Genomic DNA, 15,688 nt, shown 5'->3' on the forward strand with positions numbered 1-15,688 from the left:
GGGAGGGTCAGACCGGGGTGGTGAGCAGGCCGAGGCCCACCGCCTCGTTCGGACAGACCCCGCCGCAGTCGTCGCCGGTCAGCGTCCGTCCCTCCGTCACCGGCAGGCAGGCGTCCGCCAGGTCCGCCGCGGTCAGCGCCCGGCCCTTGCCGATGCCCTGCTGCACGGCGAGCGCCACCACCCCGGCCGCGTAGGCCGTCGCCCCGGACGTCCCGCTGGAGACCAGCCAGCCGTCGTCGGGGGCGGTGCCGTCGTACGCGCTGTTACGGCGGTCGAACATGCATCCCGGCTGGGTCGGGAACTCCACGTAGTCACCGTGGGGCAGCATGCCGCAGGGCCCGGACAGGTCGGGGACGCGGCGGCCCGGGAAGAGGTCCGAGCGGTAGCTGGATGCCAGGTCGGCGGCGCGCCTGCGACCGTCCGGTGCCACATGGACCCCGCCGACGGTCAGCGCGCCCGGGGTCGCCACCGACTGGAACATGGCGGTACGCCGGTCCGTGGAGCCGTTGCCGGCGGCGAACAGGACCGTGATCCCGCGCCGCACCGCGTCGGCGACCTCCAGATGGAGGTGAGGTTCGGCGCGCAAGGTGCCCCAGCTGCACGAGATGACGTCCGGCGCCAGTTCCACCGCCCGCTGGAAGGCGGCCACCGGGAAGGAGAAGGTCTCGCAGGCCATCTTGACCATGGTCAGCTCGGCCGCGGGGGCGACCGCGAGCAGCAGCGCGGACATCGCGGTGCCGTGGCCGCGCTCGTCCACGGCGGGATCGAGGGCGGACAGCGCGGGGACGACCGAGGTGCGGTAGCCGTGGGCGCGATGGTGCGGGTGGTCGTACAGGCCGGTGTCGACCATCACCACCCGGACCCCGTCGCCCCGCACCCCGGCCGCGTGCGCCCGGCCGGCGCCGGCGAGGCGCACCGCGTCCTCGGGCAGCCTGAGCCGGCGGGCGTCGCGGGCCAGCGGCGGAGCGGCCCGGGGCGTGGGCGCCGCCCCGGCCACCAGCTCGAAACCCGCCCGGGGCACCCGTACCTCCGCGACCAGTCCGGGGTGGAGCCGGGAGCGGAGCGGGCCGGAGGCGGCGAACTCGTGCCGGACGGTCTCCCGGATGTATCTGTTCCGCACCGGCCGCACCGGGTGGCCGAAGACCTGCGCGAGCAGCTCGGGGGCGCCGGAGACGGTGAGACCCACCTCGGTGCGGGCCTCGACGGCCAGGCCCTCGCGGGCGTACGCGCCGGCCAGCCGGTCCACGCTGCCCGGGGCCGGAAGGAACTCCTCGGCCCCGCGCCGCAGGAGCAGCGCGGGGTCGTCACCGAGCGCCGGACCGTGGGCCGGGCGGGGCACGACCGTGACCACGCCGCACCGCTCGAAGCGGGCAGCCTCCGCCCCGCTCACCGGGGCCCCGCCCCGGTCCCGGCCGCGTCGGCGGCCTCCCGCAGCCGGGCGCGGTCGAGTTTCCCGGACGGCGTCAGGCTGACGTCACCGTCGGTCAGGAACACGATCCGGGCCGGCAGCATGTACGCGGGCAGCCGCAGGGCGAGCGCCTGGCGCAGTTCCTCTTCGCGCGGGCCCGGCCCGCCCTCCCGCGCGCCGAGGACGAAGAGCGTGATCGCCCGGCCGGCCAGCGGGTGCTCCACCGGGACCGCGCAGCAGTCCGTCACCCCGGCCACCGCCAGCGTCGCGGCCTCCACCTCGGAGAGGTGGACGAGGTTGCCGTTGATCTTCCACGCGTCGTCGCGGCGTCCCAGGAAGACCAGCGCCCCGTCCTTCGGCCGCCGCCGCACGTAGTCCCCCGAGCGGTAGTACCGCCGTCCCGAGCCGGGAGGAAGCTCGACCACCGCGCGGGCGGTGCGCTCCGGCTCGCCGCAGTAGCCCGCCATCACCTGCGCCCCGCCGATGAGGAGTTCGCCGGGGACGCCGTCCTCCACCGGCCGCACCGCCTCGTCCACGACGAGGAGATCGACGGCCGGCAGCGGATGGCCGATGGGCAGGAACTCCTCGCCGTCCTCGCCCGGCGCGTCGGTGAGGAAGAGCGTGGCGCTGTGCGTGGTCTCGGTCGGCCCGTATCCGTGCACGTACCGCAGCCCGGGGACGAGGGCGGAGAACGCCTCCAGGACCGAGACCGGGCACGACTCGCCGCCGAACCAGAGCCGGCGCAGCGAGCCGAGGTCGCGCCGCCCGGCGTCGCTGAACCGGCCGACCAGCATCCGGATCACGGAGGGCACCAGCAGCGTGTCGGTGATCCGCCACTCCTCGATCGCGCGGGTGACCTGGGTGGCCAACCGCAGCCGGGGCAGCAGGTGGACCGTCCCGCCGACCAGGAACGTCGACCAGAGGTCCACGACGGAGGCGTCGAAGAAGAGTGGCGCCACGTTGAGGAAGCGCATGCCGTCCTCGAAGCCGACGGTCCGCTGCACCCCTGTGAGCAGCGCGCACATCGACCGGTGGCTGATCACGACGCCTTTGGGCGAACCGGTCGAGCCGGAGGTGAAGACGACGTACGCGTGGTCCTCGGGACCGCGGCCGGTCACCTCGGCCGGCCGGGGCACGGCCTCGGCCGAGGGGTCCCAGCCGATCCCCGCGTCCACCGGGTCGGCGCCGACCGTGACCACCTTCCCGGCCGGCGCGCCGTCGAGAAGCCGTAGGTGGGCGGGGTGGACCAGGGTGGCCGTGGGTGCGCACCTCTCCAGGAGCAGCGCGATCCGGGCGGCCGGCAGCGACTCGTCCAGCGGCACGTAGCGCGCGCCGAGCCGCAGCGTGGCCCACATCACGGCCACCGAGGCGGCGGACTTGTCCATCACCATGGCGACCGTCCCGCCCCGGCCCACGCCGAGCCCGGCCAGCAGGCCGGTCAGCGCCTCGACGCGCCGGGCGAGGGTCCGGTACGAGACCCGCTCGCCGGTCTCCAGGTCCACGACGGCGGTGGCCGTGCTCTCCCTCCGGCGTTCCAGCAGCTCGTCGGCGAGCATGAGGGTCATCGTTCCTCCAGGCGAGGCCCGGCGAGCCGGCGGCGGATCGCCTCCAGCAGCTCCGGGAAGGTGTCCATCCGCTGGTCGTACGAACCGAAGTGGCCCATGCCGCGCATGGCGTGGAAGGTGCTCCCGGTCAGCTCGTGCAGCTCCTCGGCGACCTCGAAGGGCACCCAGGGGTCGTCCTCCGAGTGGAACTGCTCGATGAAGGACTGGTTGGCGCGGATGGCGTCCCAGTCCCACGGGGTGTCGAAGAAGCCGCTGCGCCGTTCCAGTTCGAACCCGCAGTCGTGGTGGTGGCCGGCGACGGCGAAGGTGCCGAGAAGCGGTGCCTTCTCGGCGTACCGGAAGGCGGCCAGCGCGCCGGACGAGTGGCCGACGACGACCGTCCGTTCGTCCGGGCGGATGACGTCGGTGAGGAAGGGCAGCCAGTACCGCATCCGGCCCTTGAGGGGGTCGGGGAAGGTCTTGGCCACCACCTCGGCGCCGAGGGCCTCCAGTTCCCGCTTGAGGTACGGGAACCAGATGCCCTCGACGCTCGCTCCGGCGTTGCCGTGGATCAGCACCACGCGCACGTCCGAACGGATCTCAGACAGGGGACACCTCGTCTTCGAGGAGTTCCTCCAGGAGCGTGGCGAGGGAGCCCAGGGTCGCGAAGTTCTCCGTCGTCAGCAGCTCGGGTTCGAGCTCGATGTCGTAGAACGTCTCGAAGGCCAGGGTGAGTTCGATCATCTGGGTCGAGTTGAGCGACAGGCCGCCGTTGAACAGCGGGGTGCTGGAGTCGAGTTCGACCAGCTGCCCGGGGAATATCTCGGCGATCACCCCGCGGAGGTCGTCCTCGATCTCCTGCTGGGTCTTGCGGTTCTCCACCGGTGGCTCAGCTCCCCTCGGTCTTCGCTGCGTCGTTCTCCTTGGCGGTCTCCTCCGCCGGCTTCGGGCGGGTCTGGAGGAAGAGCGGGGTGCGCGGGATGTTCTGCGCGTCCTGGTGGAAGGGGTTGCGCTTGTTCTTCAGGGAGAGGTACATCGTGCGCCGGGCGCGGGCCTTCTCCTCGTCCGAGTAGAAGAGGAAGGCGATGTTGCCGGCGTTCTCCCGGCCGGCCTCCGTGAGGGTCAGCTCCTCGTCCGTCTCGATCGCGTACTCACCCGCCACCAGCCAGTCCACCTCGCGGCGGTACTTCTCGAAGTTGGCGACGTCGGCCTTGCGGACGGTGCCGAAGACCGGGAAGAAGACCATGACCCGGTTCTCGACCTCGTCCTCGGAGCAGATCCGGCCCTGCTCGATCGGGATGATGCCTTCCTCGACCTCACGCATCCACCGGTCGACATCGGTGTGGTTGCGGTAGCTGCGCTCTCCCATGTAGTTCTCGGCGGCCGGCCCGATGCCGAGGGTGTAGCTGGCGCGGTAGCCGTTGCCGCCGCAGGCGTGGTTGAGGCCGATCTCGCCCGCGTCGTCCAGGTGGGTGAAGAAGTTGATCAGCAGCTGCTTGTCGTAGCCGTACCCGGCCAGACCCTCCTTGATCTGCCGGTACTGCTGCCGCTCGATGGCGCCCGAGGGCTTCACCTCGGCGACCTTGCCGGCCCGGATCTGCTGGTCCAGGCGGGTGCCTTCCCACTGGTTGAAGCGGTACGTCTGCACGAAGCTGGGGCGCAGCTCCGCACAGATGCCCTGCAGGTCCCGGGCCAGGACCTCGTCGTCCTGCCCCGGCAGGTTGTACATGAGGTCCAGGGCGAAGGTGCGGATGCCGGCCTTGCGGATGTTCTCGGCGGTCTGGTGGACCTGCTCGACGCTGGCCTTGATGGTGAGCTTGCGGCGGATGTCCTCGTCGAGGGTCTGCACCCCGAAGGAGATGCGGGTGATGCCGAGGGACTTCAGCATCTCGATGTAGCCGTCCTTGGAGAGCCCGAGCGGGCTGCCTTCCAGGGAGATGCCGTCGACCTCGCTCAGGTCGAACTCGCGGTGCACGGCCTCCAGGATGGTGGCCATCGACTCCTGCTCCAGGGCGGAGGGCGTGCCGCCGCCGAACTGGACGTACTTGACCTTGGTGCCCTGGAAGTACTTCGAGCGGGCGTTGCGCTGGATCTCCTTGACCATCGCCTGGACGAAGCGCTTCTGCCGCTCGCCCTGGTACTTCGCCGCCGACTCCTTGAAGCAGGCGCAGAAGTTGCAGAACGCCTCGCAGAACGGGATGTGGAAGTAGAGCAGGATGTCGGTCTGCTCCGGGTGGGACTGGCGGTTCAGGAAGGAGAAGTACTCCGCCTTCCTCTCCTCGGAGTCGAGGGCGTCCTGGAAGGCGCAGATCTTCGGGTAGAACCAGGTGACGTTGGTGCGCTTCTCGGGGCTCTCGAACTCGTCCTTCAGATAGAAGTTCGAGTCGAGGCCCAGCATGAAGGGGTTCTCGACGTGGGTCGTCATGACCTAGGCTCCCGCTCTCGGGGTCAGGAAGGCTGGCTGGAGGGCTCGGCGGGGGCCGCGGTGGGCTCGCCCTTGGTGCCCCGGCTCTCGGAGATGACCGGGTAGGTGTTGCTCATCTCGCCGTTGATCTCGATCCACTGGAACTTGTCCTCGGGCAGGTCGACGTCCGCCCAGATCGCCTCGGGCGGGCACTCGGCCACGCACGCGTTGCAGTCGATGCATTCCTCGGGGTTGATGTAGAGCATCTCGGGACCCTCGTGGAAACAGCTCACGGGGCAGACGTCCACACAGTCCGTGTACTTGCAGCCCACGCACTCGTCGGTGACGACGTACGCCATGGTTCTCTCCTCCCTCAGACGTGGACGGGTGCCACTTCGGTGATCCGGCGCATCCAGCCGAACCGGTCGACGGACTCGCCCCGGTGGATGCCGTCCAGCAGCTCCCGGAAGCGCGCGGTGACCGGGCCGGCCTCCGCCGAGGCGAACCGGTACTCCTCGCCCTGGTGGCCGAGGGAGACCACCGGCGCCACCCCGTCGGCCGTGCCGGTGGCGAAGCACTCCGTGACGGAGCCGTCCGCGATGCCCTTCAGGACCTCGGCGAGTTCCACCGGCCGCTCGGCCACGGCCGTCCCCGCGTCCCGGGCCAGCTTCACGACCGAGTCGCGGGTGATCCCGGGCAGCACGGTGCGGTCGAGCGCGGGCGTGGTCAGGACGCCGTCGATCACGAAGAACGCGTTCAGCTCGCCGATCTGCTGAACGTGCCGGCCCTCGCCGTCGAGCCACAGCACGTGGTCGTTGCCGTAGTTGCGGGCGATCTCGGCGGGCACCACGCCCACCGCGAGACCGCCCCCGGTCCTCAGGTCACCGGTGCCGCCGGGCCAGGCCCGCACGTACCCGTCCAGCGTCATGGCCTTCAGCGGCTTCTTGGCCGCGGCGGCCGGAACCGAGCCGAGTACGTAGAAGAGGCAGTGGTCCGCCGGCCCGGGAGTCAGCTCCGTGCCGTCGGCGGCGAGCACCGCGCGCAGCCGCAGCGAAGCCCCCGCCCTCTGCGGCAGCCAGCCCTCGTCCAGCTCGATCATCGCCCGTACCGAGCTCCACACCCGGTCGAAGTCGACCTGGGGCAGCGCGAGCCGGCGGGCCCCGTTGTTCAGCCGCTTGATGTGGCTGTCGGGACGGAACACGGCGACCGTGCCGTCCGCGAGCCGGTACGCGGCGAACTCGTCGACGACCGTCTGCCCGGCGAGCAGGGCCCCGGCCGTGTGCCGCAGCGCCGGGATGCCGTCCCGGTCGGCCACCGTCAACCGCTGCCAGCTGCGGCGCTTGCCGGTCCGCATGAAGAAGGCGTGGTCGGTGAGAACGGCTCCGTCCGCCCCGCCCGCCTCCGGCCGCGGGCGCGGGGCGGTCGTGGGGGTGACGGTCAGTTCGTTGCTCATGCGCGGGCACCTTCCTTGTCCTGGTGGCCGACGCCGTCGACGCCGGCCTTCACGTCTGCGAGGACCGAGGCGACGAGGCACTCGACCCGGTCGAGGTCGCCCTCGAAGTGGATACGGGCGACCCGGTTGGCGAAGATGTCGCCCGGGTCGAGCAGCGCCCCCGGCTCCGCCTCCGGCAGGAGGGCGCGGAACTCGGCCGCCCCCGTGAAGGCGTCGACGCCGGGGAGCGTTCCGGAGAACGCGCCGGGCCGGTCGGCGGTGACGAACGCGAGCCCGGCGCTGACGGGCGACAGCGGGCCGGGGTCGTGGGCCAGAGCGCGTGCGGCGTCCGCCGTGGCGGCGCACAGGTCCACGCCGGGCCCGGCGAGCACCAGCTCGGGGATGTTGTCGCCGGCGAGCCGGGCCCCGACCTCGATCAGGACGGGCCCCCGGTCACGGACGATCCGGGTCTCGATGTGGAACGGGCCCACCGTGAGGTCGAAGGCGGCCACGACCTGGCGCGCGAACCGCTCCAGGAGTTCACCGTGCGGCGAGCACCGCGGCGCGGTGGCGATGTGGCCCATCTCGAAGAAGTCCGGCGGGGCGGAGAGGAACTTGGTGGTGACGCTCGCCAGGTGCGGGCCGTCGGCGTCCACCCAGCCGTCGAGGGAGAACTCGGGGCCCTCCAGGTACTCCTCGACCAGGGCGGTCCGCCGCGGATTCGGGTGGAACTTCACGTCCTCGCCGGGGTCGTGGACGAGCGCGCGGGCCCGCGCGTACTCGTCCTCGTCGCGGCAGAGGCTCACCATCAGGCTGCCGCCGCAGTCGACCGGCTTGACCACGACCGGGAAGGGGAGCGGGCAGGGCCCCGTCGTCCGGGGGCCGACCGTGACCGAACGCGGTCGGGCGATCCCGCGCTCCGCGCACCGCCGCCGCATGACGTCCTTCTGCCGCACCGCCTCGGCCGCCCGGGCACCGAGCGCGGGCAGCCCGAGGGCCCGGGCCAGTCCGGCGGCCTCCGGCACCGCGTACTCGAAGCCGGCGACCACCCCGGTGGGGGCGGTGCCGGTCTCCGCGGCGGCCTTCTCGACCAGGCGGAGCAGTCCGGCCACTCCCGCGTCGGGATGCCAGTCGACGACGGTCGCACCGGCGTGCACCTCGGGCGGCAGCAGCCCGGGAAACTGCGTGGGAACGAGGCAGGGAACGCCGGCGGCCACCATCCGGGCGGTGAGCCGGACCCCGGCCGACAAGGGCTGGACGACGATCAGCACGGGCACCCGCCCTGCGCGCCGCCGGCTTCGCCGAGGGTCCGGCCGACGTGCAGGGTGAAAATCATCGGCACCGGGCCGAAGTTCTCGATCAGCCGCAGCCCACTGGCCGCCGCGGCCGGTCCCGTGGTCACGCAGGCGTCGTACCGCCCGGCCGCGCACAGCGCCGCGGCACGCGAGTTGCTGCTGGTCAGCGTGATCTCGCCGCGCTGTGCGACGAGGCTGCTGGGGGCCGGGTGGCTGACGATGGTGGCGAGGGCGGCATGGTCGGGGCGACCGGCCAGCACCATGTCGTGGGTGTCGAGGATGAAGCTGTCGGCCATCTCCAGGCGGTGCAGGTTCTGGAAGACGAGGTCGTGGAGCCGGGGGTAGACCGCGCAGGCGAGGACGGCCTCGGTGCCGTCGAAGGCCATCGCGCCGAGACTGTCCTCCACCTCGGCGTGGAGCACCACCTTGCCGGCGGTTCCCCGCGCGGCGAGCCAGTGGTGGGCGGCCTTCTCCAGGTTGGTGCCCGAAGGGCCCAGGGTGTGGATGACAGTGACTCTCGACAGGGCGGTCTCCCGGCCGCCCTCCGAGGTGGCGTGGTGGTTGTTCATGCGCGTCGTCCCCCGTTCTCGTCGGCCCGTACGACGGTCCGCAGCCAGCCGTGCGAGTCGGGCGTACGTCTGTGCTGGACGTCCAGCAGGCTGCTGCGCAGTGCTGCGGTCATCGGTCCCTCTTCTCCGTCGCCCACCACCAGGTCCTCGCCGTCGATGGCGAGCCGGCCCACCGGGACCACCACACCGGCGGTGCCGCAGGCGAACACCTCGGTCAGCCGGCCGGAGCGCAGGCCGTCCCGGACGGCGTCGATCGTGGTGTGCTCCTCGGCGGCCGCGATGCCCCGGTCGGCCGCCAGGGTCAGCAGCGAGTCGCGGGTCAGGCCGCGGACGATGGTCCCGTCGCACGGCGGGGTCGTGAGCCGTGGCCTGTCTCCGTCGCGCCGGACGAGGAAGAGGTTCATGGTGCTGAGTTCCTCGATCCGGCTCCGTTCGAGCCCGTCGAGCCACAGCACCTCGTCGTACCCGGCGGCCTGCGCCTCGGTACGGGTGAGCAGGCCGGCGGCGTAGTTGCCGGCGCACTTGGCCTCGCCGGTGCCGCCGCGCACCGCGCGTACCGTCTCGGTGGCGGTGGTCACCGCCAGCGGCCGGAAGCCGGCGCCGAAGCAGGGGTCCGCCGGGTAGGCGAGGATCACGCACCGGTAGCGCCGGGAGGGCCGCAGCCCGAGCTCCGGTTCGGTGGCGATGAGGAGCGGCCGCAGGTAGAGGCTCTGCCCGTAACCGCCCGGCACCCACGCCTCGTCGGCCGCGACCAGCTGCGCGCACGCCCGGACGAACAGCTCGGGAGGCATCTCGGCCATGGCGAGCCGGGCGGCGGACCGGGCCAGCCGGCGCCCGTGGTCCTCGGCGCGGAACAGGTGCACCGAGCCGTCCCCGGCCCTGAACGCCTTCAGCCCCTCGAACACCGCCTGCCCGTAGTGGAGTCCGAGCGTGGCCGGGTCCATCGCCAGGTCGGACCAGGGCTCGACGCGCGGGTGCGACCAGCCCGTCGCGGCGTCCCAGTCGACGACGGCGGTGTGTCCGGTGGAGTGGCGGCAGAATCCGGGGTCCCGGAGGACCGCTTCGCGCTCGGGGGCGCCGGGTGGCTCAGACATGGACCTCGGAGCCCCACAGGCCGAGCGGCGCCAGGGGCCCGCCGTACCGGTCGGGTCTGGCCTCGGGGCGGCGGAGCAGCGTCCCGAAGAGGAACTCCACGGCCCCCGCCTTGTACGCCGCGTCGTCCTCGTCGCGCTCGATCTCCTCGATCAGGCCCACGAGTTCGCGTACCGACTCCACGATCCCGGCCTTCGGCCCGAGGGCGCGGCGCCCCTGCTCGTCCTGGGTGAACAGCCCCTGCGCGGCAAGCCAGGTGCCCAGCGCGAAGCCGGTGCCGGCGTCGAAGTTGCGCAGTGGTTCGGGCTGCGCCGGGTAGCGGAAGAGGCGTTCCAGGATGATGTACTCGAACACGACGGGCCCGTACGGTACGTCCTCCTCGAAGCAGGCGATCGCCGACTTCATGTCCACCTTGAGCTCCTCCAGGAGCCCGGGCCGCCAAGTCGTCTTGATGGCCAGGTGCTGGTCGAGGGGGCGCGGGCCGGTGTGGTGGAAGTAGTCGTGCAGGTACCCCCAGACGCAGCGCGCCTGGTACGTGTCCTCCGCGTCCACGTCCGCCGAGACGAGCCCCCGCTCACCGGCGAAGGGGGAACCGGGCCCGCACAGCCGCTCCGTGATCGCCAGCGTCTCCGCGTAGATGTCGGTGTGCCGGTTGAAGAAGAACCAGGCGAAGTGCTGGTCCGTGCACCGGGTGGCGGCCGGGATGTTCTCCGGGAAGAAGACCACGCAGTTGCCCTCCCGCAGGCCGCGGGAGGCGGACAGCAGCCGGGTGGACTGGAAGACCGCTTTGGGGTGCGGGTAGCCCGCCTGGAGCCGGGGGGTGCTCGCCGGGTCCTCGCGGATCACCGAGAACGCCTCGATGTGGACGTCGTGCCGATTGCTGTTGGGCAGGGTCACCGGCCCCACGAACGCGGCGGCCTCGCCGTCCTCGGGCGCGGGCACCGCGTCCCGGGTGGCGTCGAAGTGCGGCACGCCCTCGCACCCCGCCTCCCGCCAGACCCGTAACTCCTCGCAGGTGGCCGCGATCTGCGCCTCCGGCATCAGGCCCCGCAGCCCCGCGACGGCGGTGCGGACGGCGTCGACGGCGGAACGTATCTCCTCGTCCAGGGCGTCCGGCACGCCGCCGTCCGCCTGCCCGGCGCTCTCCCGGCGCCTCTCGCGCAGCTCCCGCAGGGAGTCGACCGCGGGCACGACGTTTCGCTCGAACTCCAGAAGTGTGGCGACGGTACGCGGACCCACAGCACCCCCCGGTTCAGTGGCGGTCGGACGATCCCCCCAGGGAAACGCGTCTGACCGACGCTTCGTCCGAACCGTTCGATCCAGGAAGCTAGCCCCCGACTCCCTTGCAGGCAAGGGCCGTTCGCATGTTGGTAGGTCCCGTCACTCCCCACGCGGCGGCCAAAGCGGCGATCCCGGTGGACGCCCTGCGCCGATGGCCGGGGGCTTGTACTCTGTCACCGCCCTACGGGTGAGAGCGGCACACACCCGACATCTCGGAACGCGGACTCGGCAAAGCGTTCGCCCTCCGGCCGGCCATGACCGCGCAGAGCCTGTCCGACGGACTCGGTGACACGAACGACGGGGGAGCATGAGCCAAGAAGCGAGCGAGAATCCGGCCGGTCCGCCCGTGAGGGACGGGGGCGGCGGGCCTCCGGCACCGGCGCACACCTCGCTGCCGGGCCTGCAGATGGCGCGTTTCGTGGGGGGTCGCGGACTGGCCGCCCTGGGGGACCAGTTCCTCCTCTTCGCCATTCCGCTTCTGGCCTTCAAGCTGACCGGCAGCGCCTCGCAGACCGGCCTGATCTTCCTGGTCGAATGGCTGCCCCGGGTGCTGTTCCTGCCGGTGGCCGGGGTGTTCGCGGACCGCATTCGCGGCTACGTCCTGTACATCGGTTCGGATGTCGTCCGGGCGGTTCTCGGGCTGACCGCGTTCGCGGTGATGTTGCTGGTGCCCGACGGGAAATTCGTCGTCCTGTGCGTGTTCGCCGCCGGTATGTCGGTGGCCGCCGCGCAGTCGTACATCGCCCTCGAAGCCACGCTTCCCCGGTTCGTGCCGCTGGACCAGATGGCCCGGGCGCAGTCGATCATCCAGGGCACGGAGCAGACCAGCGTGGTCGCCGGCCCGGCGCTGGCCGCGCTGCTCGCCTCGGCGCTCCCGACCACCAGCCTCCTCGCGGTCATCGGCGCGGTGTACGCCCTGACCACGGTCAACACCTTCTCGCTCCGTCGCTGGCTGCGCACCGAGACGCTCTCCAGCTCCTCCGGGGAACGCACCACCCTCCGCTCGGTGGCCACCGGCATCGGCGAGGGCGTGACGACCCTGCTGCGGCTGCCCGCCGTCCTCGGCCTGGTCGGAGTGACCATGACGGTCAATCTCGTGGTCGGCGTCGGCATGGCCACCAGCGCCGCCACCACCGTCGGCGTCTTCCGCCAACCGGACGCGTACTACGGTGCGTTGAGTACCGGAGCCGGAATCGTCGGCATCCTCACGTTCCTCGTCGTCCCGAAGCTGATGAGGTGGCTGAGCCCCTTCGCGGCCCTGATGACGTCCTACTCGCTGATCTGCCTGGGCGGCATCGGGGTGGGCCTGGCGAACACCTTCCTCCAGTACGCGCTGAGCTATGCGCTGCTCCTCGGAACCGTCGGGTTCTTCAACGTGGTCATCCGCACGGAACGCGTCCGGAGAATTCCCCGCGAGCAATTCGCGAAGACCATCGCCATCATCATGCTCCTGAACCAGTTGTCCCTGCCCGTCGCCGGACTTCTGGTCACTCTCTTCACCCGGTCCTTCAGTCCCCAGAGCATCGCCCTGGGTTCCGTGATCGGCTCCCTCTGTGCCGCCGTCCTGCTCATTCCGCTTCTCGCCCGTCTGAGGACTTCCCCGGCGCCTCCTGATCCCGCGCCGAGTCACGGAGAAGGTGATCCGGCAGGCGGCCGGGACTGATCACGCGGCCCACGACGTCACCCACGTCGGCCCCCGTCGACACGGTCCTCGCGCTCCCCGAGTTCGACCTGATCGCCGGGGCTCGGGTACGGGCGGCCCTCGGGGTGCCCGTGACCGGGAGGAGGACATCCGGCCCCGGCGGCGGTCCGCGAGGGCGGAGTGGTCCGCGAAGGGCCCGAGCGGGACGGCTTTCGAGGTCAAGGAGTTCGCCACCGCCCCACCACCCCCGTGGACGGCGTCCTGATCGACGGCAAGCCCATGGGGATCCAGGCCGCGCACCTGCCCTCCCGCTACCTGCGACCGGGGCGCCGGCGGCGTGGTTGCGGGAACGAGAAGGGCCGCCGCGTAACCGGCGGCGGCCCTCCTCGTTGCCACGGAACGGATCGGCGAAGAGCCGACCGCGTGGCGGTGGTGGGGCGGAAGGGACTCGAACCCTTGACCGACGGATTATGAGTCCGCTGCTCTAACCGGCTGAGCTACCGCCCCGTAGCGGCGTGTCGCGTACATGTGTACGTGCCGTCTGCCGCAGCATAGCCGCTCATACGATCTGCTGCCCCGGCTGGTCGGCCTTGCCTGATCTTGAGGACTCCGCGGCGGCGTGTGCGGTTCCATCCACGGGGCAGAAGCTCCGCACATGGACTTCGACGAGACGCCGAGCGCACGAAAAAGGACCCCCGAGGGGGCCCTCATCGTTTGCTCTCCCGACTGGACTCGAACCAGTAACCTGCCGGTTAACAGCCGGCTGCTCTGCCAATTGAGCTACAGGAGATCGAGCTCCCCCGACTGGACTCGAACCAGTAACCTGCCGGTTAACAGCCGGCTGCTCTGCCAATTGAGCTACAGGGGAATGCTGCTTCGCATCGAACGGGGCTCCCGCGCGGAGTGCTCCGGAGGGCGCTCGTTCGCTGCGACACATACATTAGCGCAAGCAGGGGGGTGCTTCGCCAATCGGTACCCGGCGGGGCCTCGCCCCTGCCGCCGCGCTCGGCAGAACCGACCACTACGGAAGGGTGGCAGTTGATGCGCTACCGGCTCACCTTCGTCGCCGGAGCGGCCCTGGGCTACGTGCTCGGGAGCCGCGCGGGCCGCGAGCGGTACGAACAGTTGAGGAAGTGCGCGGAGCGCGTGGCGCGGAACCCGGCGGTCCGCAACGCCGCCGAGAGCGCCGCCCAGCAAGGGCGGGGCTTCGCCGACAAGGCGTACCACTCGGTGAGCGAGCGGGTCGGTGACCGGGTCCCGGCGCCGGTCGCCGAGCGGGTGCGGTCGCTGCGCGAGCGCGGCCAGAACCCGGGCGACGACTGGGGCACCGGGAACGTCTGAGACCGGTCTCACACCCCGCCGCCCGGCCGGCGGACCTGGGGGTGTCCCCCCAAGGGCGCCCCGTCTCCACGGGGCGCCCTTCGCGTGCGGCAGAATCGTCCCATGGGCATAGTCGCCGGGCTGGACAGTTCGTCCGCATTCACGCGCATGGTCGTCTGCGACACCGAGACGGGTGCCGTACTGCGGCAGGGGTACGCGCCGCATCCGAAGGAAGGGGAGGGGCCGGTCTCGGACGTCGATCCGCAGAGCTGGCTGCTCTCGCTCGGCGAGGCCGCGGCCGGCGGGCTGCTGGAGAACGTCGAGGCCATCGGGGTCTCCGCCCAGCAGAACGGCCTGGTGCCGCTGGACGCGCAGGGCGGGACCGCGCGGCCCGCCCTGGTCGGCGGGGACAGGCGGGCGCAGGTCGCCGCGGCCGATCTGACGGCGGAGCTGGGCGGGCGTGAGGCGTGGGTGCGGGCGGTCGGCTGCGTGCCGCAGGCCGCCCAGCCGGTGGCCAAGCTGCGCTGGCTGGCGAAGAACGAGCCGGAGAACGCCGCCCGTACCGCCGGGCTGCTCCAGGCCCACGACTGGCTGGTCTGGCAGCTGCTGGGCCGGCCCGTCCGCCGCACCACGGACCGGGGCGGCGCCTCGGGCACCGGCTACTGGTCGGCGGCGGCGGGGGAGTACCGGTCCGAGCTGGTGGAGCTGGCGCTCGGCCACCGGGCCGTGCTGCCCGAGGTGATCGGCCCGGCCGAGGCGGCGGGCACCACCCCGGAGGGGCTGCTGATCTCGGCGGGGACCGGCGAGACGATGGCGGCCGCCTTCGGCCTCGGCGTCGGTCACGGCGACGCCGTGGTCTCGCTGGGCGCCTCCGGCTCGGTGATGGCCGTCCACCACGAGGCCGCCTGGGACCCGGACGGCCTGATCACCTCCTACGCCGACGCCACCGGCATGCACCTCCCGGTGGTCCACACCCTCAACGCGGTGCGGGCGCTGCGCGGCACCGCCGACCTGCTCGGTGTCGACCTGCCCGAACTCTCGCGGCTGGCCCTGGAGTCGACGCCCGGCTCGCACGGCCTGGTGCTGCTGCCGTACCTGGAGGGGGAGCGCACGCCCCGGCTGCCGCACACCGCCGGGACGCTCAGCGGGCTGCGGCGCGAGTCGATGAAGCGCGAGCACCTGGCGCGGGCCGCGTTCGAGGGCATGCTCTGCTCGCTCGCCGACGCCCTCGACGTGCTGCGCGGCCGGGGCGTGGCGATCCGCCGCGTCTTCCTGCTGGGGGCCGCCGCCGACCTGCCGGCGATCCGGGCCGCCGCCCCGATGATCTTCGGCGCCCCGGTGATCGTCCCCGAACCGGCCGACTACGCGGCCCTCGGCGCCGCCCGCCAGGCGGCCTGGGCCCTCGGCGTCGAGCGCGGCACCCTGGACCGCTCGGCCCCGCCGATGTGGGGCGGCGCGGCCGGCCTGCACCTGGAGCCGGGCGAGGAACTCGCCGTCGGCCAGGCCGTACGCCAGCAGTACACGGCCGTGCGGGACCAGACCCACCCGGACGCCTTCGGAGGCGGCCGGCCGGCCTGACCTGCGGCGGGGGCGGGGGTCGGTGCGGGCACCCTGGAGTCTTGACCCAGGCTTGGACAAAACCGGTGGGCTCCGGCGGCCGGGTGGCGCAGGATGGGGGCGCATCCCGTACGGCCGATCCGG

Annotated in this window: 14 protein-coding genes and 3 tRNA genes; 3 read left to right on the forward strand and 14 right to left on the reverse strand. The window is 72.2% G+C overall.

What is annotated here, in order from left to right; all coding sequences use genetic code 11:
• Positions 1–7: 7 nt before the first annotated feature.
• The 11 genes from OIM89_RS22035 to OIM89_RS22085 are packed head-to-tail and all read right to left on the reverse strand — an operon-like array spanning position 8 to position 10,935.
• Positions 8–1,390, reverse strand: coding sequence for a S8 family serine peptidase (locus tag OIM89_RS22035; RefSeq protein WP_257203214.1), 1,383 nt, complete (start codon positions 1,388–1,390; stop codon positions 8–10).
• Positions 1,387–2,973 carry an amino acid adenylation domain-containing protein gene (locus OIM89_RS22040; protein ID WP_047465446.1) on the reverse strand — a complete coding sequence of 529 codons (1,587 nt, stop codon included), beginning with the start codon at positions 2,971–2,973 and terminating at the stop codon, positions 1,387–1,389. Before OIM89_RS22040 ends, OIM89_RS22035 begins: the two co-directional genes overlap by 4 nt.
• The gene (locus OIM89_RS22045) at positions 2,970–3,539 is read right to left on the reverse strand and encodes an RBBP9/YdeN family alpha/beta hydrolase (RefSeq protein ID WP_047465448.1); all 570 of its coding nucleotides are present in this window, start codon (positions 3,537–3,539) and stop codon (positions 2,970–2,972) included. The genes OIM89_RS22040 and OIM89_RS22045 overlap by 4 nt, the downstream gene beginning before the upstream one ends.
• A 13-nt stretch (positions 3,540–3,552) precedes the next feature.
• Complete coding sequence (locus tag OIM89_RS22050) at positions 3,553–3,834, reverse strand: acyl carrier protein (protein WP_030696296.1); 282 nt, start codon at positions 3,832–3,834, stop codon at positions 3,553–3,555.
• A gap of 7 nt (positions 3,835–3,841) precedes the next feature.
• A complete protein-coding gene (locus OIM89_RS22055; RefSeq protein ID WP_264491568.1) occupies positions 3,842–5,377 on the reverse strand; it encodes a coproporphyrinogen-III oxidase family protein in 1,536 nt (511 codons plus the stop codon).
• A 23-nt stretch (positions 5,378–5,400) separates the two neighbouring features.
• Complete coding sequence (locus OIM89_RS22060; protein ID WP_030696298.1) at positions 5,401–5,715, reverse strand: ferredoxin family protein; 315 nt, start codon at positions 5,713–5,715, stop codon at positions 5,401–5,403.
• 14 nt (positions 5,716–5,729) lie between these two features.
• Entirely contained in the window at positions 5,730–6,809 is a 1,080-nt protein-coding gene (locus tag OIM89_RS22065) for an aminotransferase class IV (protein WP_030696299.1), read from the reverse strand.
• Complete coding sequence (locus OIM89_RS22070) at positions 6,806–8,059, reverse strand: ATP-grasp domain-containing protein (protein WP_030696300.1); 1,254 nt, start codon at positions 8,057–8,059, stop codon at positions 6,806–6,808. Before OIM89_RS22070 ends, OIM89_RS22065 begins: the two co-directional genes overlap by 4 nt.
• On the reverse strand, positions 8,053–8,652 hold the full coding sequence (locus OIM89_RS22075; RefSeq protein ID WP_030696301.1) for a bacilysin biosynthesis protein BacA: 600 nt from the start codon (positions 8,650–8,652) through the stop codon (positions 8,053–8,055). The genes OIM89_RS22070 and OIM89_RS22075 overlap by 7 nt, the downstream gene beginning before the upstream one ends.
• Entirely contained in the window at positions 8,649–9,746 is a 1,098-nt protein-coding gene (locus OIM89_RS22080; protein WP_264491569.1) for a branched-chain amino acid aminotransferase, read from the reverse strand. The genes OIM89_RS22075 and OIM89_RS22080 overlap by 4 nt, the downstream gene beginning before the upstream one ends.
• A complete protein-coding gene (locus OIM89_RS22085; protein WP_264491570.1) occupies positions 9,739–10,935 on the reverse strand; it encodes a DUF6421 family protein in 1,197 nt (398 codons plus the stop codon). The genes OIM89_RS22080 and OIM89_RS22085 overlap by 8 nt, the downstream gene beginning before the upstream one ends.
• A gap of 508 nt (positions 10,936–11,443) precedes the next feature.
• Between OIM89_RS22085 and OIM89_RS22090 the strand changes: the two genes are divergently transcribed.
• Entirely contained in the window at positions 11,444–12,688 is a 1,245-nt protein-coding gene (locus OIM89_RS22090; RefSeq protein WP_226965180.1) for an MFS transporter, read from the forward strand.
• Between the two features lie 409 nt (positions 12,689–13,097).
• Here the strand turns inward: OIM89_RS22090 and OIM89_RS22095 are convergent.
• The 3 genes from OIM89_RS22095 to OIM89_RS22105 all read right to left on the reverse strand — a co-directional run bounded on the left by OIM89_RS22095 (position 13,098) and on the right by OIM89_RS22105 (position 13,535).
• Positions 13,098–13,174, reverse strand: a tRNA-Ile gene (locus OIM89_RS22095).
• Positions 13,175–13,384: 210 nt separating this feature from the next.
• Positions 13,385–13,457 (reverse strand) — tRNA-Asn (locus OIM89_RS22100).
• 5 nt (positions 13,458–13,462) lie between these two features.
• A tRNA-Asn gene (locus tag OIM89_RS22105) sits at positions 13,463–13,535 on the reverse strand.
• Positions 13,536–13,708: 173 nt separating this feature from the next.
• On the opposite strand from OIM89_RS22105, the gene OIM89_RS22110 reads away from it, so the two are divergent.
• Positions 13,709–14,008: a hypothetical protein gene (locus OIM89_RS22110; RefSeq protein WP_030696305.1), complete on the forward strand. Its 300-nt coding sequence runs from the start codon at positions 13,709–13,711 to the stop codon at positions 14,006–14,008.
• A 102-nt stretch (positions 14,009–14,110) separates the two neighbouring features.
• On the forward strand, positions 14,111–15,565 hold the full coding sequence (locus tag OIM89_RS22115) for a xylulokinase (RefSeq protein ID WP_195731073.1): 1,455 nt from the start codon (positions 14,111–14,113) through the stop codon (positions 15,563–15,565).
• Positions 15,566–15,688: the final 123 nt, after the last annotated feature.

Origin of the sequence: Streptomyces sp. BI87, from assembly GCF_025957665.1 — a bacterium.
GTDB lineage: Bacteria > Actinomycetota > Actinomycetes > Streptomycetales > Streptomycetaceae > Streptomyces > Streptomyces albidoflavus.